The organism is Sphingomonas sp. ABOLE, assembly GCF_003950455.1.
GTDB lineage: Bacteria > Pseudomonadota > Alphaproteobacteria > Sphingomonadales > Sphingomonadaceae > Sphingomonas > Sphingomonas trueperi.
The window spans coordinates 1-19,328 of record NZ_QQWY01000063.1 but is presented as its reverse complement, the minus strand read 5'-3'; the positions used below and the strand labels follow the sequence as shown (position 1 = coordinate 19,328).

Genomic DNA, 19,328 nt, shown 5'->3' with positions numbered 1-19,328 from the left:
ACAACCTCACTTTAGATACCTGCTGACCGGCCATGGCTTGCCCTGATGAAGTCTGCGGCCGCTACGCGGCCTTGTCTTCATCAGGGCCATAGCGGCTCCCGAACCAGCGCTTCCCAATGTGCTACGGAACCGAGTTTACCAGTCGGGCAATCCTGAAATGGGCCAGCGAGAACCGGGTCGAGTGGCACTACATTGACCCTGGCAAGCCCCAGCAGAACGCGTTCATCGAATCATTCAATGGGTCGTTGCGCGACGAGCTGCTCAACGAGGAACTGTTCGACAGCCTGGCGGACGCCAGGCGGAAGCTGGCCGTCTGGCGTTACGACTACAACAACGTCAGGCCGCACTCGTCGCTAGGAAACCGAACACCGGCACAAGCGCGCCGCGCGTTCCTGCAAGACGGAGGCGTCACGCCCGGCGCGCTTGTGCCGGTGGCGCACCACGAATATCAAACCGGCGGACTCTCGTTATGACTGCAGGACCAACCGGGGGCAGGTCAAACCATCTGCTGATTCGTCGGCGGCGATGTACACGATCCGTTTCCAGCCCGAGCGCAGCCTGCTCGACATCGCCTGGCATCGCATCTTCCTGCCCGATCAGGTGCCGGATTACGCCCGGCAGTCCCTGCAGCAGTTTCTCGCCCAGGGGCTGAGGCCGGGCTATCTGCTCCGCATGGACATGCGCGAAAGCGCCGTGCAGCCGTGCGACACGCTCGACTCCTTCGCGCGCAGCTTTCGCGATTTTCCCAAGGCCTCGCGCATTGCGGTGATGACGCAGCCCTATCTGCGGGCGTTTGCCAATGCCGATGCCGGGCTGAACTGGCTGCTCGATGCGCCGGCCAGCACGCCACAGGCGGACCAACGCCACAGCATCTGAACACGGCGCTGCAAGGTCAACCCCGCAGCGTAGCCAGAACCGCGTCGTCGCCGAGCAGGTGGATCACCGTGGCCGAGGGGCGGGCGAGCCCGCGCAGGCCGAGCGCCAGCAGCGCGTCGCCATCCACCTCGGCCGGGCTGTCGAGTTCGACGCGCAGGCGGTTGTCGTGCGCGCTCACCGCGCGGACGTTCGCCGCGCCGCCCAGCGCCGCCAGCGCCGCCGGCTGGAGCGCCACCGTCGGTGCGCTCGCAGGGGGCACGGCCTGTGCGGCAGGCGCCGACACGCCGCCGCGCGCGGTCGCGTCGCGGATCTCGACCGCCACCACATCGGCGATCGGGCCGAGCACCACCTGCAGCGCGCGCTCCGAGGGGCGCAGGATGCCGTGCGCGCCGAGTGCCTTGAGCGCGGCATCGTCGACCACGGACTGGTCGGCGACGATCAGGCGCAGGCGGGTGGTGCAGGCGCCGATCTCGACCAAATTGGCCGAGCCGCCCAGCGCGCGGGCGAAGGCCTCGCCGCGGCTCGACGGAGCGACAGCGCCCGCGTCGGCCACAACCGGCGCCTCGGCTTCGCGGCCCGGAGTCTTCAGGTCGAAGCGGCGGATCGCCCAAGCGAAGATGCCGTAATAGAGCGCGAAATAGACCAGCCCGACGGGGATCAGCAGCAGCGGCTTGGTCGCCTTGCCGAAGTTCAGGACGTAGTCGAACAGCCCTGCGGAGAAGCCGAAGCCGAGCTTCACGCCGAGCAGGTCCATCACCACCATCGCCACGCCGGTCAGCACCGCATGGACGACGTAGAGGGCGGGGGCGAGGAACATGAAGCTGTATTCGATCGGCTCGGTCACGCCGGTGAGCAGCGAGGTGAGCGCGAGGCTGAACAGCAGGCCGCCGACGGCCTTGCGGCGCTCGGGGAGTGCCGCGCGGTACATCGCGAGGCAGGCGGCGGGCAGGCCGAACATCATCACCGGGAAGAAGCCCGCCATGAACGCGCCCGCGCTGGGATCGCCCGCGAAGAAGCGGCGGAGGTCGCCCGTTGCGCCGTTGTAATCGCCCTGGACGAACCAGAACACGTTGTTGAGGATGTGGTGCAGGCCCGTCACCAGCAGCACGCGGTTGAGCAGGCCGAAGGCGAACAGGCCGAAGCTGCCCGCACCGGCAATGCCGTGGCTCAGCCCGTCCACACCCGCGCTGATATGCGGAAACCCGACGCCGACGATCACCGCAATGGCGAGGCCCGCCAGCCCGCTGACGATCGGCACGAAACGACGACCACCGAAAAAGGCGAGATAGGACGGCAGCTTGATCGCCGAAAAGCGGTTGTAGAAGGTGCCGCCGATCAGACCCGAGGCGATGCCGATCGGCACGTCGAGCCGGGCGACCGCCTTGGCCTTCCATGCCGCCACCGCCAGCGCCGCCTGGTCCTTGTCCAGCCCGGCGCCGATCGTGTCGGGCACCGCGAGCAGGCTCTTGCCCGCCTCGGTCGAGACGAGGAAACAGACGATGCCGGCAAGTGCGGCGGCACCGTTGCCGTCCTTGGCATAGCCGGTCGCCACGCCGATCGCGAAGAGCAGGCCGAGATGCGAGAACAGCGCATCGCCGGCCGCGCTGACAAAGGCGATGTTGAGCAGGTCGGGCTGGCCGAGGCGGAGCAGGAGCCCTGCCACCGGCAGCACCGCGATCGGCAGCATCAGCGCACGGCCGAGCGGCTGGAGCGTTTCGAGGATCTGCTTCATGCGGTGAATTCCCGGGCAAGGCGGCGGACATCGGCGGCGGTTGCGCAGGCCAGCGCGGCGGTGGCATGGGCGCGGGCGCGCTCGAGCGTCAGCGTGGCGAGCAGCGCCTTCACTTCCGGCACGATCGAGACAGTGGCCGAAAGCTCGGTCACGCCGAGGCCGACCAGGATCGGCACCGCCAGCGGATCGGAGGCGAGGCCACCGCATACGCCGACCCAGCGGCCCTTGGCGGTCGCACCCCGGCAGGTATCGGCGATCAGCCGCAGCACCGCCGGGTGGAGCCCGTCGATGCCGCTCGCTACCGCCGGGTTCCCGCGGTCCATGGCGAGGGTATATTGCGTCAGGTCGTTGGTGCCGATCGACAGGAAATCGGCCTCGGCGGCGAGCAGATCGGCGGTGGCCGCCGCGGCGGGCGTCTCGACCATGATGCCGAGCTCGACCGTCTCGCCGATGCCGAGCTCGCCGCGCAGCCGATCGAGCACGGCGCGCACCGCGCGCAGTTCGCCGACGCTGGCGATCATCGGCAGCATGATCCTGGCGACGCCGATCGGGCGCACGCCGAGGATCGCGCGGAGCTGGTCCTCGAGCACCTGCGGATGGGCGAGGCCGACGCGGATGCCGCGCAGGCCCAGTGCCGGATTCTCCTCCGCCGCGATCGGCAGATAGGGCGCGGGCTTGTCGCCGCCGATGTCGAGCAGGCGGATGATCAGCGGGCGGCCCTGCAGCGCGTCGGCGATTGCCTGGTACTCGGCGGTCTGTTCGGCGACGCTGGGCGGCGTGTCGCGATCGAGGAACAGGAATTCGGTGCGCAGCAGCCCGCTGCCCTCGGCGCCCGCCGCGACGGCGCGCTCGGCATCACTCACCGAGCCGAGATTGGCGAACACTTCGATGCGGGTGCCGTCGGCGAGCCGGGCTTCCGCCCCCGCTGCCGCGCGGGCAGCGGCGAGCGCGGCCGTGCGGGCATTGACCCGGGCCCGCGCCTCGCTGCGCTGGGCCTCGTTCGGGGCGACGCGGAGCGTGCCGGCGCCGGCGTCGAGGATCAGCATCTCGCCTTCCTGCACCGTGCGCAGCGCCGATCCCATTGCGACGAGCGCGGGGATGCCGAGGCTGGCGGCGAGGATGGCGACGTGCGAGGTCGGGCCGCCGCGCACGGTAGCGAAGCCGCAGACCTGCGCCGGATCGATCGCGGTCACCTGCGAGGGCAGCAGGTCGTCGGCGAGCAGGATCGTGCCTTCCGGGAACACCAAGGGCGCGTCCTGCACGCCTTCGATCGCGGAGACGACGCGGCGCTCGAGATCGACCATGTCGTCGGCGCGCTCGGCGAGATGCGCATCGCCGCTCTGGCGGAGCAGCTCCGCCTGGGGGCGGATCGCCTGGCGCCAGGCCTGGCCGGCGCTGGCGCCGTCGAGCACCGCGGCGCGCGCCGCTTCCAGCAATTCGGGATCGTCGAGCATCGATCGGTGCGCGGCAAGGATCGAGCGCATCGGCCCGGCGGCGTGGCTGAGGTCTGCCTCGATTGCGCGCACCACCCTGGCGATGCCGTCCTCGAGCCGCGCGCGCTCCAGGCTCGCGCCCTTGCCGATCGGGTCGATCGTCAGTTCGGGGAGGCGGAAGAAGCGCGCGGTGCCGATCGCGAGGCCTGGGGCGGCGGTGACGCCGGCGAGCACGCCGGGCTCGTCCGAAACCGGCGCGGCGACGGGGGCAGGGCCAGGGGCGGGGACAGGCGCCGAGGCGGGATCGGCCTTCTCGCCCATCCCGCTTTCGATCAGCGCGGCGAGCGTCGCCGCGGCTTCGTCGGCGCGGCCGCCCTCGGCGGTGATGCGGATCGTGTCGCCCAGCTTGATGCCGAGCGTCATCAGGCGCACGGGGCTACGGGCATCGGCGCTCTGCGCGCCCTTGGTGATCGTCACCTTGGCGGCGAAGGGGACCAGCACTTCGCGGAGCTTCGCGGCGGGGCGGGCGTGGATGCCATGCGCGAGCGGCACGACCACGGTGCGCGTCGCCGTCTCGCCGACGATGTCGGTGGCGGCTTCGGCTGCCGCTCCGGCGCGCTCGACCGTGAAGATCGGCTCACCCGGCGCAACCAGCCCGCTGCCGCGCTTGCCCGTCAGCGTAAGGCCTTCCTGGCCGATCAGCAGCACCGGTGTCACCACCGAGGGCGCGTCGCAGACCACGCAATCGAGGTCGAAGCGGATCAGCACGTCGCCCGCGCGGACGTGATCGCCCACCTTCACCTGCGGATCGAAGCCGGCGCCGGCCAGCTGCACCGTATCGATGCCGATATGCATCAGCAGTTCGATGCCGTCGCCGGCGCGCAGCGTGATCGCATGGCCGGTCGGCTGCAGCACGGTCACTTCGCCGTCGCAGGGCGCGTAGAGGCAGCCCTCGGTCGGGTCGATCGCCACGCCGTCGCCCAGCATGCGCTGCGCGAAGACGGGATCGGAAACCTCCTCCAGCGGCAGCAGCCAGCCGGCCATCGGCGCGCCGATGGCAAGGGCCCCGGCCGAGGCGTCGTCATGGGAAGAGGGCGGCGCGATCGTGCTCAGGGCGGGTCTCCGTGCGATCAGGGGAAGCGGGTTGCGCCGATCCAGCACCCGGCGGGCTGGAAGTCGCGGGTCATCTGCACCCAGTCGGCGCGCAGCCCGGGGGCGAGCGTGCCGCGCTCGTGCGACAGGCCGAGGAAGGCGGCGGGGCTGGTAGCGGCCATCATCGCGGCGTCCTCGGGCGCGGTGCCGATACGGGTGACCATGTGGCGGAACGCGCCGGTCATATCGAGCGCCGAGCCCGCCAGCGTGCCGTCGACACCGAGCAGCCGCCCGCCTTCGACGCGGATATGCTGGCCGTGCAGATCGAACGAGGTCATGTCCGATCCTACGTTGGGCATCGCGTCGGTGACCAGCAGGAAGCGGTCATAGGGCCGGGCGGCGAGCGCGATGCGCAGCGCCGCGTCATGGACGTGGAAGCCGTCCGGGATGATCCCGCAATAGGCGGTCTGGTTCTCCAGCGCCGCACCGACGACGCCGGGCGCGCGGTGGCGCAGCGGCGACATCGCGTTGTACAGGTGGGTCACGCCGGTCATGCCGGCCTCGAAGGCGGCGCGGGCCGTCTCGTAGGTCGCGTCGCTATGGCCGATCGCGAGCAGCACGCCGGCATCGGCCAGGCGGCGGACATCGGCGAGGTCGACCATCTCGGGCGCCAGCGTCACCAGCACCTTGCCGCGACGGGGGCGGCCGAGCAGTTCGACCATGCCGGCGTCCAGCCCGCGGAACTTGTCCGCATCGTGGATGCCCTTGCGCGCCTTGTTGAGGATCGGGCCCTCGATATGCACGCCGACCACGCCGGGCACCCCCGCCTCGATCGCGGCATCGGTGGCGTCGAGCGCCTTGGCGATCACCTCGGGCACGTCGCTGATCAGCGTCGGCAGGAAGGCGGTGGTGCCGAACTTGGCATGCGCCGCACCGATCGCGGCGATGCCCTCGACGGTGGTCGCGTCGTTGAACAGCACGCCGCCGCCGCCGTTGACCTGGACGTCGATGAAGCCGGGGACGATCCAGCCGCCGTCGAGGTCGATCGTGTCGGTGCCGCTGCCTTCGGTGGCAATCGAGACGATGCGGCCCTGATCGACCTGGATCACCGCTTCCGGCAACGTGCCGGCAGCGGTGACGATCTGGCCGTTGACGAAGCGAAAACTGCTCATCGAGTCTCGGTTACCTTGCGGAGATACAGCGGGGCGTCGGGGTTGTTGCCGCGCGCCAGCGAGAGCGCGTTGACCATCGGGTAGAAGCTCTGGACCATCAGGATCGGCTCCAGCGCGGCGTGGCCGGCGAGCACCGGCAGCGGCGAGGCGTCGCCGGCCTTGGCGTCGGCCAGGCAGATGCGCGCACCACGCTCGGCGAACTCGGCCGAGGCCTCGCGGACGCTGTCACCGGCGGTATCGGAGGTCGCGAAGGCGAGCACCGGGAAGCCGTCGCCGACGATCGCCATCGGGCCGTGGCGCACCTCGGCGGCGCTGAACGCCTCGGCGTGCAGGCTGCAGGTTTCCTTGAACTTGAGCGCCGCTTCCTGCGCGACGGCGAAGCTGTAGCCGCGGCCGATCACGAACAGGTTGGTCGCGTCGCGCAGCGTGTCCACGACCGGTGACCAGTCGAAATCGCGCGCCTTTTCCAGCTGTTGGGGCAGGGCGGTGAGCGCGGTGGCGAGCGCCTCGTCCTGCGCCCATTCGGCGACCAGCGCGGCGAAGGCGGCCAGCGCGGTGATATAGGACTTGGTCGCGGCGACCGAACGCTCGGGGCCTGCCTTGAGGCCGATCGTGGTGTCGGCCATTGCGGCGAGCGGCGATTCCTCGTCGTTGACGAAGGCGACGACGCGCGCGCCGGCCTGCTGGTAGGCCTTGACCGTGGCGAGCAGGTCCGGGCTGCGGCCGCTCTGCGACACGGCGATGCACAGCGCGCGGGCGGTGGAGACGGGCGCCTCGAACACCGACGCGACCGAGGGCGCGGCCGAGGCGACGGGCACGCCCAGCATCGTTTCGATCAGATATTTGCCATAGGTGGCCGAATGGTCGGACGAACCGCGAGCGCAGGTGACGACCAGTGCGGGCGGGTCGGCGCGCAGCTCGCGGGCCAGCGCGGCGAGCGCCGGGCCGTTGGCGTCGAGCAGGCGGCGGACCGCGGCGCCGGCCTCGGCAGCCTCGGACGCCATCAGCGTCGCACCGCCTGCGGGCTTTTCGATTTCAGCGATCATGGTCCCCACTGCTTCCTGGCTATGATGAAACCAGGGATAAGTTACATATTGGTATTGTTCAAGCGCTAGCTGCGCGCGTCGAGCAAATTACGCAGGGTAGAAACTTTCGCGGGGTCGGTGGCGAGGCGCGGGCCGGCCTGGAAACCGAAGGCGATTTCGCGGGTATCGGCGCTGGCCTGCGGGCTGCGGCACGAGGCATGGACCTCGCGCACGCCGGTCTCCAGGATCGCCGGCAGCGTCGACGCGTCCACGCCGCTGCCGGCCAATATGGTGATTCGGTCGCCGGCGGCCTGTACCAGCGCGGCGATCGTGTCGCGCCCGTCGATCGCCGTGGGTGTGCAGCCGGAGGTGAGGATCCGGTCGAAGCCGAGGCTGATCGCTGCTTCCAGTGCCGCCAGCGGATCGGGGCAGAGGTCGAAGGCGCGGTGCAGCGTAAGCGACAGGCTGCGCCCGGCATTTCGCGCGACCGACGCCCAGGCCGCGAGCCTCTCCGCATCGAGCTGACGGTCGGCGCGGCTGGCACCGATCACCACGCCGGCCAGCCCCGCCTCGGCGGCGGTGCGAATGTCGGCGGCGACCAGCGCGGCCTCGGCGGCGGTGTAGACGAAGTTGCCGTCGCGGGGGCGGGCGAGCAGATGCACCGGGATCGGCGCGGTCGCCGCCGCGGCAATCAGCGATTCGGGTGGTGTCAGTCCGCCTACGGCCAGCGCGGCGCAAAGCTCGATTCGGTCCGCGCCACCGGTTACCGCGGCATCGATTCCGGCGACATCTTCCACGCAGACTTCGAGCAATCGACGCATAAGGTATTCGTCCCCGGGGCCAAGGTTCTAGAAAAGTCCTATTCCTCAGAGCACGCCGAAGGTCCAGCCCTCCGTACGGGCAAGATCGGGCGTGAGGCCGGCCGGAGTCCACAGTCCCGGCTGCCCGGCGGCCACGCGCAGCCAGGCGGCGCTGAGGATCGCGTCGGTCGCGTGATCGTCATGGCGCGGCAGCGGCGCATGCGGCGCCGAGCCGAAGGCGGCGAGCATCGTGTCGAGCGTCTCGGCGTCACGAATCTTCGAGATGCCCTTGCGCATCCCGGCGAGTCGCGCGGCGAGCGAGGTGTAGATCTCCACCAGCACCGGGCCGGTATCGGGCAGCGGGTCGAACGGCCACAGGCCGACGCGCCCGCGCAGGCGGTGGAGGACGCGCATCCCGGTGAGGCTCGACTTGCCGACCTGGCTCGCTCCCACCAAATTGAAGCAGCTGTACGGCGAGAGCGCCATTGCCTCTTGCCCAACCTCGCACACTCGGAAGCGCCCCCGTCCGCCGGGGAACAGGTCGCCGCAATCGCCCATCTGGCGGAAGTGCCGCCGTGCCTCCACATGCTGGACGAAGCTGGTTGCGGCGAAATGCGGATCGGGTGTGGACAGGCGGTCGACCAGTGCCCAGAGCGCTGGGCCGTCCGCCGGACTCTCCGCCCAGCCGGGAAAATAGGCGCCGGCGTCGGCGAAGGGAAAGGCAGGGGAGAGATCGAGCCCCATCAGCGCGCGCGTGCCACTATCGGCAAGGCCCTCCAGAAAGCCGAGAATATCGGCGCGCGACCAGGGCCGGTCGATCAGCACCGGCGCGGTGTCGCCCGCGCGGGCGTGTGCAACGGCAAGCCCCTTGGGCCGCTCGACTGCCTGACCGGACCAGTCGATCGCAATGAAGTCGGTGAAGGTCAGGGGCGAGTCCCCAGCCCAGCGGTGAGGCGCTGCGCCTTCTTCGCCCGATCCCACCAGGCGCGCTGGATATAGAGCTGGATCCGCTCGCGTGCCGGGGTGCCGTAGCGAACCAGCAGCATCGGGTAGTTGCGATAATGGTCGGTCTGCCAGAAGGTCTCGGGATCGGTCTCGAGCAGCAGCACCTTCTCGTCCTGCGCGACCATCAGCCCGAAGCTGCCCGGCTGCCTGGCGTGGGACATCAGCCCCTTGCCGTTGATCTTGGGGCAGGGCGTGCCCCACCAGGGCGCCATCGCCACGTCGGGCAGCGTCAGCGCGAAGGCGCAGGCATCCTCCCAATCATCCATCGCGCCGTTGCTCGCGCATCGCCGCCCACCAGGCGAGCCGCTCCGCCACGCGCTTCTCGTGGCCGCGATCGGTGGGGGTGTAGAAGGTCTGCGGCTCCATCTCCGCCGGCCAGTAATTGTCGCCCGAGAAGCCGCCCTCGGCATCATGGTCATAGGTATAGCCGGTGCCATAGCCGATCTGCTTCATCAGCTTGGTCGGCGCGTTGAGGATGTTCTGCGGCGGCATCAGCGAGCCGGTTTCCTTCGCCACCTTCCACGCCGCCTTCTGTGCCTTGTAGGCGGCGTTGGATTTGGGTGCTGTCGCCAGGTAGAGACATGCCTGGACGATCGCCAGCTCGCCCTCGGGCGAGCCGAGAAAGTCGTACGTATCCTTGGCTGCCATGCACTGCACCAGCGCGTTGGGGTCGGCCATGCCGATATCCTCCACCGCCATGCGGACCAGCCGACGGAGCAGGTAGAGCGGCTCTTCGCCGGCGGTGAGCATCCGCGCGAGATAATAGAGCGCCGCCTGCGGATCGGAGCCGCGCACCGATTTATGCAGCGCTGAGATCAGGTTGTAATGCCCCTCGCGGTCCTTGTCATAGACCGCGACGCGGCGCTGGAGGAAGGCCGAGAGCCCGGCGGGATCGAGCGGCGCCTCAAACTGCACCGAGAACAAGGTCTCGGCCTGGTTGAGCAGGAAGCGCCCGTCGCCATCCGCGCTCGCCACCAGCGCGTCGCGTGCCTCGGGCGTCAGGGGCAGGGGGCGTTCCTCCAGCGCCTCGGCACGATCGAGCAGCTGGCTCAGCGCTTCGTGATCGAGCCGGTGCAGGATCAGCACCTGCGCGCGGCTGAGCAGCGCGGCGTTGAGCTCGAAGGAGGGGTTTTCGGTGGTCGCGCCGACCAAGGTGACGGTGCCGTCCTCGACATAGGGCAGGAATCCGTCCTGCTGGGCCCGGTTGAAGCGGTGGATCTCGTCCACGAACAACAGGGTGCGCTTGCCGATCCGGGCATGGTCGCGCGCCTCGGCAAACACCTTCTTGAGGTCCGCGACGCCCGAGAACACCGCCGAGATCGCGACGAAGCGCAGCCCCACCGCATCGGCGAGCAGCCGCGACATGGTGGTCTTGCCGGTGCCCGGCGGGCCCCAGAAGATGATCGAGCTGAGCTTGCCCGCCGCGACCATCCGCCCAATCGCGCCCTGCGGCCCGGTGAGATGCTCCTGCCCGACCACCTCGTCGAGCTTCTGCGGGCGCAGCCGGTCGGCGAGCGGGCCGCCGGCGGGGGTGGCATCGGCGGCGGGTTGTTCGTGGGTCGCAAAAAGGTCGGCCATTGCGGCCAAGATAGGCGGCTGGGATGCGATTTGCATCCCGCTGGTTGATCGGGCGCAAGGCTTGGCGGCGCCTGTCCAGCCAAACCCTTCGTCATCCCGGCCAAAGCCGGGATCCATTCGCCGATCCGGTGCAGCAGGAGCCGACGCGCTACAGCGTCTGGATACCGGCTTCGCCGGGATGACGGCGGGTGGTGGGGAAGCGGCCCCCGATCGCCACAAAGCGCGATGGGGGAGGTGTGGAGGATCGGGCATGGACTGCGACGTCGTCATCGTCGGGGGAGGGCCGGCTGGCCTCGCCTTCGCGCGCTCGCTGGAAGACAGCGGGCTGAGCATCGTGCTGCTCGAGCGCGCGCCGCTGGAGGCGCTGGCGTCCCCACGCTTCGACGGGCGCGAGATCGCGCTCACCCACGGCTCGAAGCGGATCCTCGAGGCGCTCGGCGCCTGGGGGCGGCTGCCGGCAGACGAGATTGCGCCGATGCACGCGGCCAAAGTGCTGAACGGCGATTCGCCCTTCGCGCTCAACTTCACCGCGGGGGGTGGGGCGGACGACCAACTCGGCTATCTGGTGCCCAACCATCGCATCCGCGCCGCGCTGTACGAGGCGGTGAAGCACCAGCCCGGGCTGCGGCTGGTGACCGGCGCGGAGGTGGTCCATGCCCGCTCGGGCGCCACCGGGCCGCGCGCGGAGGTGCTGCTCTCCTCGGGCGAGGTGGTACGGGCGCGGCTGCTGGTGGTCGCCGATTCGCGGCTATCCAAGACGCGCGAGGCGCTGGGGATCGAGACCGACATCAACCCGCTCGGCCGTTCGATGATGGTCGTGCGGGTACGCCACGAACTGCCGCACGGTGCGACCGCGCTCGAATGGTTCGACCATCGCCAGACGCTGGCGCTGCTGCCGCTCAACGGGAACATGGCCGGCGCGGTGCTGACCCTGCCCGAGGAGGCGGCGCGGCGGGTAGCGGCGTTCGATGATGCCGCGCTCGGCCGCGACCTCGCGCGGCGCTTCCGCCAGCGGCTGGGGCGGATGGAGGTGGTGAGCGATCGCAACGTCTATCCGCTGGTCACCACCTGGGCGCATCAGTTCGTGACTGGCCGCGCGGCGCTGATCGGCGATGCGGCGGTGGGGATGCACCCGGTGACCGCGCATGGCTTCAACCTCGGGCTGAGCGGGCAGGCGCTGCTCGCCGCCGAGGTGCGGGACGCGGTGCGGCGGGGGATGGACCCGGCGCTGCCGGCGGTGCTGCGGCGCTTCGAGAACGGCCACCGCGCGGCGTGCAAGCCGCTCTATACGGGGACCAACCTGCTGGTGCGGCTGTTCACCGACGAGCGGCTGCCGGCGCGCGCGATGCGGCACGCGGTGCTGCGGCTGGGGGCGGGGCTGCCCTTCGTGCGGCCCACCGTGCGCGCGATGCTGACGCACTGATTTCGTTTTCAAGCCCCTCCCCTTCAGGGGAGGGGCTTGGGGTGGGGCAGTGTCTCACCGAGACCAACGTTCGTTCTGGAATCCCTCCACCCCCAACCCCTCCTCCAAGGAGGGGGGCTAAGAAAACCCAGAAACCCCTTGCACAGTCGCTTTCAAGATATATCTTGTGCGCATCACGACTCGCACAGGATGCACAACGCTATGGTTTTCCATTTCGGCCGTCATGGCCATCATCATCATCATCATCATCACGGCCACCAGTTTGGCCCCCGCGGACGCGGCGGCTGGGGCGGGGGCTTTCCCGGCGGCTTCGACATGGCCTTTGCCATGGGCGAGCGGGGTCAGGGCGGGCGCGGCCGGCGCATGTTCGGCGGCGACGAGCTTCGCCTGATCCTGCTCAAGCTGATCGAGGAGGCGCCGCGCCACGGCTATGACCTGATCCGCGAGATCGAGGCGCGCTCCAATGGCGCCTATGCGCCCAGTCCGGGCGTCGTGTACCCCACGCTGACCATGCTCGACGACATGGACCTGATCGCCGAGCACAAGAGCGAGGGCGCCAAGAAGCAGTTTGCGATCACCGCGGCCGGCACCGCGCATCTCGCGGAGAATGCGGCGGAAGTTGAAGCGCTGTTCCAGCGGCTGGCCGATCTCGGCGAACGCCATGCCCGCACCAGCGGCGGCCCCGTCCGGCGCGCGATGCACAACCTCAAGACCGTGCTCGCCGCCAGCGTGTTCGACGAGGAAGTCGATCCCGAGCGCCTGCACGCGATCGCCGAGATCCTCGACGAAGCCGCGCGCAAGATCGAGCGGCTGTAGGAAACGATGCCCCGGATCGAGGTGTTACGCCGTCGGCTGGGGCTCGTCCCCGCCGCGGCCAAGGAGAGAAGAATGACGATCGCCCCGTTCACCGCCCATGCGCTGGTGCCGACCGAACATGCCAGCCGCTACCTCCAGCAGCTGTGCAAGCATTGGCAGCACAATCTCCAGGTGGAGTTCACCCCCGAGAACGGCACGGTGATCTTCCCCAAGGACGCGCGCGGCGCCGATCACCCGGGCGACGCGGTGGTGACCTTCGACGTCGCGGAGACGGGCCTGGAGATCCGGGTCGATGCCACCTCACAGGAGCAGTTGGAAGGGCTGAAGGGCGCGGTCGCCCGGCATCTCGATCGCTTCGCCTTCCGCGAGGGCGAGCTGACGTTCGACTGGCAGTAAGCCACGAAAAGGGGGCGGGAACCGCGTGGTTCCCGCCCCCTTTTTTGTGTGGGTCGTCCGGATCAGAAGCTGAAGCGAACCGAAGCAGTGACCGTGCGGCCGTTGAGGGTCTGCGCGGTGACCACGCCCGAGGCCGGGATCGCGGCCGAGTTGACCGAGACGAAGGCCAGCTTGTCGAACACGTTGTAGACGTTGAGGCCGATCTGCAGGCCCTTCACCGGGCGAACCTGCACGAACGGGCTGACGATCGTGTAGCCGGGCTGCTTGAGCAGGTTGCCGTCCTGCGCGAAGCTGCTGGTGGTGCCGATCACGTTCGTGCCGATGGTGAAGCGCTTCACCTCGAACTGCGGGGTCGCCTGGAAGATCAGGTCCGGCTGGTGGCGCGGAGTGTTGCCGACCAGCGTCTTGTCCGCCTTGTCCGCATCGATCTTGGCCTTGGTGTAGGTAGCACCCAGGCGCAGGCTGAGCGGGCCATGCTCGAAAAGGCCTTCGAGCTCGACCCCCTTGGCGCTGTAGTCGCGGTCGATCTGCAGCACGACGGTGCCGCCGCTGGCGTCGGCGCCGATCTGCAGGTTCTTGTCGGTGGTCGAGGCCCAGAAGCCGGTGGCGAACAGCGTCACGCCATCCTTGCGGAACTTCACGCCCGCTTCGGCCTGCTTGACCGGGCCATAGGCCATTGCCGGGTCGGTCAGCGCGCCCGAGTCCGGGTTGACCGCCGGCGAGAAGAACAGGCGCTCGGCGCTGGCCCGCGCGCCGCGGCTGTAGCGGGCGAAAACCGATAGCGGCTCGGCGATGCGATAGTTCACGCCGATCGAGTAAGAGGCGTATTTGTAGCTATAGTCCGCCAGGCCCGGCTGGGACAGCGGCAGCACCGCGACGCTGCGCTCGGGCGGCGAGATCGCGCCGTCGCGGTTCATGTCCACCGGCGCCACGCCGACGCGGTTGCCGCCCAGATCGGCGCCGTACAGCGTGCCGCTGACCTTGCCGAAGTCATAGCGCAGGCTGCCGCCGACCGACAGCGCGCCGATCTGGTAGTTCACCGAGCCATAGGGCGCGAACACGCGATACTGCAGATCGTAGCGCCTGCGAAAGGCAGCGGTGCCGCGAATGCCATAGGCCAGCACGCCGCCCTGCGTCACCGGTACGCCGCCGGCGGTCAGTACGTCGACATAAGCCGAGTTGCCGCCCGGGGCGATGTCGAACACGTCGTTGATCAGGTGCAGGTTCTGCACCATCGCCTGCGAAGACGCATAGAAGCCGGCCGTGGTGGTCAGTTTGCCCTCGCCGACATTCCACACGCGGCTGCCGCGGAAGTCATTGGTGAAGTTGTCGAGCTTCTCGAGGTCCGAATGGATTTCGAGGCCATACATCAGCAGGCCGTTGCCGTTCAGCGTCGCCGGGTTGGCGATGGTCTTGCCGGCATCGGGGCCGGTGGTGTAGCGCAGCGTCGCGCCGGGGCCGGCAAAGACCGGTGCCAGCGCCGCGGCGGGCAGCAGCGCCATCGAGCTGCTCTCGTTATAGGTACCCGAGATTGCGGCGTAGCGCATGCGATTGCTGAACGTCCAACCGGCGATGTCGAACTGCGCCTCCAGTCCGATCGACGCGACCTTGCTGCGATTGCCCTCACGCAGATCGAGGTTGGTCACGTTGTTGTTGCCGTCAAGCGCGAGGATCGAGCTCTTGTAGCGCGAATAGAGCGTGTCCTTGCGCGGATCGAAGCCCGGGATCGTGCTGTACGTCGGGTCGGCATTGGTGCCGCGCACCGCCACCGGCACCATCGCATAGTTGGGCTCGCGGTCGTCGAGATACTTGCCGTACAGGCGGACATAGCCGTTGCCGAACGTCTTGGTGACGTTCAGCTTGATCTGGCCGCCCTTGAACGCGTCATAGCCGGTCGCGCGCGGGCCTTCGCCCTGGCGGTAGAAGCCGCCGACGTTGAAGCGCACCGTCTTGCTCAGATGGCCGCCATAGTTGAAGTCGGCCCGGCCGAGTTCATGATCGATGCCCGAGGAGAGCTGCAGCGTGCCACCGTCTTCCTCGCCGGTCTTCGAGAGGAAATTGACCAGGCCACCGGGCGAGTTCGAGGCGAAGGTCGAGGCGGAACCGCCGCGGATCGCCTGGACCTGCGAGAGGCTGAGATCGGTGCGCAGGAACGCAGTGGTCGAGGCGAAGTGGATGTCGCCGAACTCGAGCACGGGCAGGCCGTCTTCCTGGATCTGCAGGAACTTGGAGCCGTCTGCGGCCATCGGCAGGCCGCGGATCGTGACGGCGGTCAGGCCGTCGGTGCCCGCCGTCTCGGCGCGGATGCCGGGCATGTTGCCCAGCACTTCGGCGATCGAGCGGGTGCCGATCTTCTGGATCTGCTCCTCGTCGATCGAGCTTGCCGAAATCGCCGAATCGAGCAGATCGCGCCCCTTTGCGACGCCGGTGGTAAAGGCCTGCTTCTGCGGCTTCGCCTCGGCCGAGTCGCCATGGTGCGCGGTGGGTGCTTCGGTGCCGGTGGACGCCTGCTGGGCATGTGCGGGCAGCGCGATCGCTGCGGCGGAGAGCGCCAGCGTCAGGCGGAAACGAGTGTTCATCACAACCCCATTTGTCTCGATTGTTTCTGCGGACGCAGTGGGGTCATGCGGGTTAAGGCATTGAAAGGGATAGGGTAGGTACAAGTACGTGCCGGAGTCGTACGGAGTGGGAACGTTTGCTTCTACGCCGACGGAAAATTTTGGCGGTGCGTTCAAATCGAGCATTTGCGCGTATATTCTCGGCAGACGAGAACGGCACCGCGCCGACATGGGAGAGTGGGGCAATGATCGAAGCGCGCATCGAGGCACGGCACGCGAATAGAACGGCACCGGACGAAGCGAGATTGCTGGGGCTGTTGGCGGACTGTGCCGGCAAGATGCTCGGCGCGTCCGATCCGACGGCGATGATTGACTATCTGTTCGAGATGGTCCGCGACGAGTTGCTGCTCGACGTGTATTTCCATTATCGCGCCGAACCGGATCACCTGCTGGCGCTCGAGGCCAGCGGCGGACTGTCCGAAGCCCAGAAGATGGCGGGTGCGCGACTCCAGTTCGGTCAGGCGGTATGCGGCATGGTCGCGCGCGATCGTACCCCGCGCGTCGTCGCGCAGGTGCAGGGCAGCGACAACCCCATGACCAACTTCATCCGCGACGTCGGGCTCGACAGCTATGCCTGCACGCCATTGCTCCACGGCGAGGTGCTGCTCGGCACGCTCGGCTTCGGCCGGCGCAGCGGCGTGCCGTTCACCGAGATCGAACTGCGCTTTCTGCGCACCATCTGCAGCTATGTCGCGGTGGCGAAGAACCGTCTGCTGGTCGAGGCCGAGATGCTCGCGGCGATGAAGGCGCGCGACGCGCTCGACAAGGCACAGCGCGCGCTGATCGGCAGCATCTCGCGCAGCGGCGCCGAGGAGGAAGCGGCGACGGCGGCGATGCTCGCGCACGAAATGGTGCAGCCGTTGTCCGCCGCGTCGAACTATATCGCGACGGTGGAGATGGCGCTGCGCGGCACCGGCGGCCCCGACGTGCTGCGGCAACTAGCCCGGGCGCGCGCGCAGATCAGCCGCTCGTCGCAAATCGTGGCGCGCACGCGGGCGCTGGTCGAGCGCGGCGAGGTGGATGCGGAGTTCGTGATGGCCGCGACGCTGTTCGAGGAGGCGCGCGAACTGTTCGAGGCTGTGTGGAGCGGCCCGTCCCCGCAGATCGACGTGGAGATCGAAGAAGGACTGGGCGCGCTGATCGCCGATCGGGTGCAAATCGGGCAGGTGCTCGCCAACCTCCTGCGCAACGCCGCGCAGGCGCTGCGGGCTACCGAGGGTGCGCGAATCCTGCTCTCGGCGCGCGCCGCCGAGGACGGGGTGGAGATCGCGGTGGCCGACAACGGCCCAGGCTTCCCCGGCGGGGTGATGCCCGAGCGGGGCCGCTCGACCAGCGGCGGGCAGGGGATCGGCCTCACCGTCACCCGGCGCATCCTGGAGGCGCACGAAACCGCACTGGAATTGCAGCGCCCGGCGACGGGCGGCACGCGATTGCGCTTCGTGCTCGCGGCGCGCGAGACCGTGGCGTAGCTCAGCGCCCGCGGCGGGCGAGCACCTCGAAATAGCTCTCTAGCACCGCGTGGTTCACCCGGTCCCACACATAGGCCTGGGCCTTTTCGTGGCCCGCCGTGCCGGCCGAGGCGGCAAGCGCCGGATCCTCGATCAGCCGCGCGATCGCGCCGGCATAGGCATCGACGTCGCGCGGCGGCACCAGGAAGCCGTTGACGCCTTCCTCGACCAGGTCGATCGCGCCGGTCGCGCGTGCGGCGACGATCGGCACGCCGCACGCCATCGCCTCCGAGGTGACGTTGCCGAACGTCTCGGTGACCGAGGGGTTGAACAGCACGTCCATCGAGGCGACCGCGCGGGCGAGATCGTCGCCGCGCTGGAAGCCGGTGAACACCGCGCCGGGCACCTGATCGGCGAACCATTGCCGCGCCGGGCCTTCGCCGATCACCAGTACCTTGTGCGGTACGCCGCGCTCGGTCAGCCGGTTGCAGACCTGCGCGAAGATATCGAGGCCCTTTTCCAGCACCAGCCGGCCGAGAAAGCCGACGGCGAACTCCCCGTCGCCGATGCCGAGCGACCGGCGCCAGGCGAGGTCGCGGCGGGCCGGGTTGAACCGCGCATGATCCACCCCGCGCGACCAGATGCGGATCGGCGTGGTCACGCCCCAGCCGCGGATGAGATCGGCGGTGGAATCGCCAGGTGTCACCACCTGGTCGACACGGTTGTAGAAGCGGGTCAGCAACTTGATAATCACCGGCGCGACGAAGCCGAGATGATAATAGGCCGGGTAGGTCTCGAACCGGGTGTGGAGCGACGCGAGGGTGGCGATGTCGTGCTTGCGCGCCCAGCGCACCGCGCCGTGGCAGAGGAATTCGGGCGCCGAGACGTGCACCATGTTGGGGGCGAAGGATTCGAGGTCTTCGCGGATGCTCTTGGGCAGGCCGGTGGCGAACTTGTACTCCGCGCGGCCGCCCGGCACCGGCCAGGCCGGCACGCTCACCAGCTCGCCGGTGGGCGCGAAAGCGGGGGTGTCCGTGGTCGGCGAATAGATGCGGACCGTCACGCCCTGGTCGAGCAGATAGCCGACGAGCTTGTTGAGCGCCTGGTTCGCGCCATCGCGAACATAATTGTAATTGCCGCTGAAAAGGGCGACGCGAAGATCGAAGGGTTGCATTTGGCTTGGGGCCTTAATCGCGTGTCGCGGGGCGGGCAAGCGGACGACTTGTCCCAGTGCCGGAACATGGTTCCGGATGGTGCGATTATGTCGAAATGAGCAAGCATTTCGCGAAGGGCGCCGCGGTGCGCTGGACCTGGGGCGGTCACCAGGCGAACGGCAAGGTCGCCGAACGCTTCGAGCGGCGCGTGCAGCGCACGATCAAGGGCGAGAAGATCGTCCGCAACGGGACCAAGGACAATCCGGCCTATCTGGTCGAGCAGGAAGATGGCGGTCGGGCGCTCAAGCTGGAGAGCGAGCTGGAGGCGGGATGAGGCTCTGAAGTCGGTCATCTTCATGAGCTGGGCAATTGCACATGCCCAGAATACGACGTCATCCCCGCGAAGGCGGGGATCCATTGGCGCTGATGGTGGGGTTCTTTTCCCAAGCGCTCAGCGCAATGGATTCCCGCCTTCGCGGGAATGACGACGGTTGTTTGAAGCCGCAGACCCTTGGCTTCCTATGCGATAGCCGTCACTCCACGGCGGGGCTGTGTCTCACCGAGACCGACCAGCGTTCTGGAATCCCTCCACCCCAACCCCTCCTCCCAGGAGGAGGGGCTTAGGTAGCTGACTGAACCGCGCCGGGTCTGCCGGAGGCGTTGGGTTGTGAGTCACGCTGCCATATCGAGGTTGTCCGCGGCAGCATAATATTGCTCTTCGGCTTCGGCAGGCGGGATGTTGCCGATGGGTTCGAGCAGC

The 19,328-nt window shown here is 68.8% G+C and carries 16 protein-coding genes and 1 pseudogene; 7 read left to right on the top strand and 10 right to left on the bottom strand.

Annotation, left to right across the window (positions count from 1 at the left end; translation table 11 throughout):
* Positions 1-125: 125 nt before the first annotated feature.
* Positions 126-473 (top strand): annotated as a pseudogene (locus tag CA234_RS22930) (integrase core domain-containing protein); the annotation flags it as partial.
* Between the two features lie 52 nt (positions 474-525).
* Positions 526-876, top strand: coding sequence for an STAS/SEC14 domain-containing protein (locus CA234_RS22925; RefSeq protein ID WP_125977754.1), 351 nt, complete (start codon positions 526-528; stop codon positions 874-876).
* Positions 877-892: 16 nt separating this feature from the next.
* Here the strand turns inward: CA234_RS22925 and nagE are convergent, their stop codons facing one another.
* From nagE to CA234_RS22885, 8 genes are all read right to left on the bottom strand, one after another.
* Positions 893-2,608 carry an N-acetylglucosamine-specific PTS transporter subunit IIBC gene (gene nagE / locus CA234_RS22920; RefSeq protein ID WP_126002851.1) on the bottom strand — a complete coding sequence of 572 codons (1,716 nt, stop codon included), beginning with the start codon at positions 2,606-2,608 and terminating at the stop codon, positions 893-895.
* Positions 2,605-5,085 carry a phosphoenolpyruvate--protein phosphotransferase gene (gene ptsP / locus CA234_RS22915; protein WP_126002850.1) on the bottom strand — a complete coding sequence of 827 codons (2,481 nt, stop codon included), beginning with the start codon at positions 5,083-5,085 and terminating at the stop codon, positions 2,605-2,607. The genes nagE and ptsP overlap by 4 nt, the downstream gene beginning before the upstream one ends.
* A gap of 86 nt (positions 5,086-5,171) precedes the next feature.
* Complete coding sequence (nagA, locus tag CA234_RS22910) at positions 5,172-6,305, bottom strand: N-acetylglucosamine-6-phosphate deacetylase (protein ID WP_126002849.1); 1,134 nt, start codon at positions 6,303-6,305, stop codon at positions 5,172-5,174.
* A complete protein-coding gene (locus CA234_RS22905; protein ID WP_125977968.1) occupies positions 6,302-7,351 on the bottom strand; it encodes an SIS domain-containing protein in 1,050 nt (349 codons plus the stop codon). Before CA234_RS22905 ends, nagA begins: the two co-directional genes overlap by 4 nt.
* Positions 7,352-7,416: 65 nt before the next feature.
* Entirely contained in the window at positions 7,417-8,151 is a 735-nt protein-coding gene (locus CA234_RS22900; RefSeq protein WP_126002848.1) for a copper homeostasis protein CutC, read from the bottom strand.
* Positions 8,152-8,196: 45 nt separating this feature from the next.
* Positions 8,197-9,111, bottom strand: coding sequence for a hypothetical protein (locus CA234_RS22895; protein WP_241213654.1), 915 nt, complete (start codon positions 9,109-9,111; stop codon positions 8,197-8,199).
* Positions 9,054-9,401 (bottom strand): hypothetical protein, encoded by a 348-nt coding sequence (locus CA234_RS22890; protein WP_125977972.1) that lies wholly within the window; start codon positions 9,399-9,401, stop codon positions 9,054-9,056. Before CA234_RS22890 ends, CA234_RS22895 begins: the two co-directional genes overlap by 58 nt.
* Positions 9,394-10,713: a replication-associated recombination protein A gene (locus tag CA234_RS22885; protein WP_126002847.1), complete on the bottom strand. Its 1,320-nt coding sequence runs from the start codon at positions 10,711-10,713 to the stop codon at positions 9,394-9,396. The genes CA234_RS22890 and CA234_RS22885 overlap by 8 nt, the downstream gene beginning before the upstream one ends.
* Positions 10,714-10,963: 250 nt before the next feature.
* Between CA234_RS22885 and ubiM the strand changes: the two genes are divergently transcribed.
* The 3 genes from ubiM (at position 10,964) to CA234_RS22870 (ending at position 13,348) form a co-directional block, all read left to right on the top strand.
* Complete coding sequence (gene ubiM, locus CA234_RS22880; RefSeq protein WP_125977976.1) at positions 10,964-12,136, top strand: 5-demethoxyubiquinol-8 5-hydroxylase UbiM; 1,173 nt, start codon at positions 10,964-10,966, stop codon at positions 12,134-12,136.
* A 201-nt stretch (positions 12,137-12,337) separates the two neighbouring features.
* The gene (locus CA234_RS22875; RefSeq protein WP_126002846.1) at positions 12,338-12,952 is read left to right on the top strand and encodes a PadR family transcriptional regulator; all 615 of its coding nucleotides are present in this window, start codon (positions 12,338-12,340) and stop codon (positions 12,950-12,952) included.
* 72 nt (positions 12,953-13,024) lie between these two features.
* Complete coding sequence (locus tag CA234_RS22870; RefSeq protein WP_125977980.1) at positions 13,025-13,348, top strand: DUF2218 domain-containing protein; 324 nt, start codon at positions 13,025-13,027, stop codon at positions 13,346-13,348.
* A gap of 62 nt (positions 13,349-13,410) precedes the next feature.
* On the opposite strand, the gene CA234_RS22865 is transcribed toward CA234_RS22870, so the two are convergent.
* Positions 13,411-15,927, bottom strand: coding sequence for a TonB-dependent receptor (locus CA234_RS22865; protein ID WP_126002845.1), 2,517 nt, complete (start codon positions 15,925-15,927; stop codon positions 13,411-13,413).
* Between the two features lie 224 nt (positions 15,928-16,151).
* On the opposite strand from CA234_RS22865, the gene CA234_RS22860 reads away from it, so the two are divergent.
* Positions 16,152-17,435: a GAF domain-containing sensor histidine kinase gene (locus tag CA234_RS22860; RefSeq protein WP_125977984.1), complete on the top strand. Its 1,284-nt coding sequence runs from the start codon at positions 16,152-16,154 to the stop codon at positions 17,433-17,435.
* A 1-nt stretch (position 17,436) separates the two neighbouring features.
* Here the strand turns inward: CA234_RS22860 and CA234_RS22855 are convergent, their stop codons facing one another.
* Entirely contained in the window at positions 17,437-18,588 is a 1,152-nt protein-coding gene (locus CA234_RS22855; RefSeq protein ID WP_126002844.1) for a glycosyltransferase family 1 protein, read from the bottom strand.
* Positions 18,589-18,683: 95 nt separating this feature from the next.
* Here CA234_RS22855 and CA234_RS22850 point away from each other — a divergent pair, with 95 nt between their 5' ends.
* Positions 18,684-18,902 carry a DUF2945 domain-containing protein gene (locus CA234_RS22850; protein ID WP_126002843.1) on the top strand — a complete coding sequence of 73 codons (219 nt, stop codon included), beginning with the start codon at positions 18,684-18,686 and terminating at the stop codon, positions 18,900-18,902.
* Positions 18,903-19,328: the final 426 nt, after the last annotated feature.

Bases quoted from the DNA above. Each gene is read 5' to 3' on its own strand.
- CA234_RS22925 (WP_125977754.1), top strand. From the start codon at position 526: ATGTACACGATCCGTTTCCAGCCCGAGCGCAGCCTGCTCGACATCGCC.
- nagE (WP_126002851.1), bottom strand. From the start codon at position 2,608: ATGAAGCAGATCCTCGAAACGCTCCAGCCGCTCGGCCGTGCGCTGATG.
- ptsP (WP_126002850.1), bottom strand. From the start codon at position 5,085: ATGGCCGGCTGGCTGCTGCCGCTGGAGGAGGTTTCCGATCCCGTCTTC.
- nagA (WP_126002849.1), bottom strand. From the start codon at position 6,305: ATGAGCAGTTTTCGCTTCGTCAACGGCCAGATCGTCACCGCTGCCGGC.
- CA234_RS22905 (WP_125977968.1), bottom strand. From the start codon at position 7,351: ATGATCGCTGAAATCGAAAAGCCCGCAGGCGGTGCGACGCTGATGGCG.
- CA234_RS22900 (WP_126002848.1), bottom strand. From the start codon at position 8,151: ATGCGTCGATTGCTCGAAGTCTGCGTGGAAGATGTCGCCGGAATCGAT.
- CA234_RS22890 (WP_125977972.1), bottom strand. From the start codon at position 9,401: ATGGATGATTGGGAGGATGCCTGCGCCTTCGCGCTGACGCTGCCCGAC.
- CA234_RS22885 (WP_126002847.1), bottom strand. From the start codon at position 10,713: ATGGCCGACCTTTTTGCGACCCACGAACAACCCGCCGCCGATGCCACC.
- ubiM (WP_125977976.1), top strand. From the start codon at position 10,964: ATGGACTGCGACGTCGTCATCGTCGGGGGAGGGCCGGCTGGCCTCGCC.
- CA234_RS22875 (WP_126002846.1), top strand. From the start codon at position 12,338: ATGGTTTTCCATTTCGGCCGTCATGGCCATCATCATCATCATCATCAT.
- CA234_RS22870 (WP_125977980.1), top strand. From the start codon at position 13,025: ATGACGATCGCCCCGTTCACCGCCCATGCGCTGGTGCCGACCGAACAT.
- CA234_RS22865 (WP_126002845.1), bottom strand. From the start codon at position 15,927: ATGAACACTCGTTTCCGCCTGACGCTGGCGCTCTCCGCCGCAGCGATC.
- CA234_RS22860 (WP_125977984.1), top strand. From the start codon at position 16,152: ATGATCGAAGCGCGCATCGAGGCACGGCACGCGAATAGAACGGCACCG.
- CA234_RS22855 (WP_126002844.1), bottom strand. From the start codon at position 18,588: ATGCAACCCTTCGATCTTCGCGTCGCCCTTTTCAGCGGCAATTACAAT.
- CA234_RS22850 (WP_126002843.1), top strand. From the start codon at position 18,684: ATGAGCAAGCATTTCGCGAAGGGCGCCGCGGTGCGCTGGACCTGGGGC.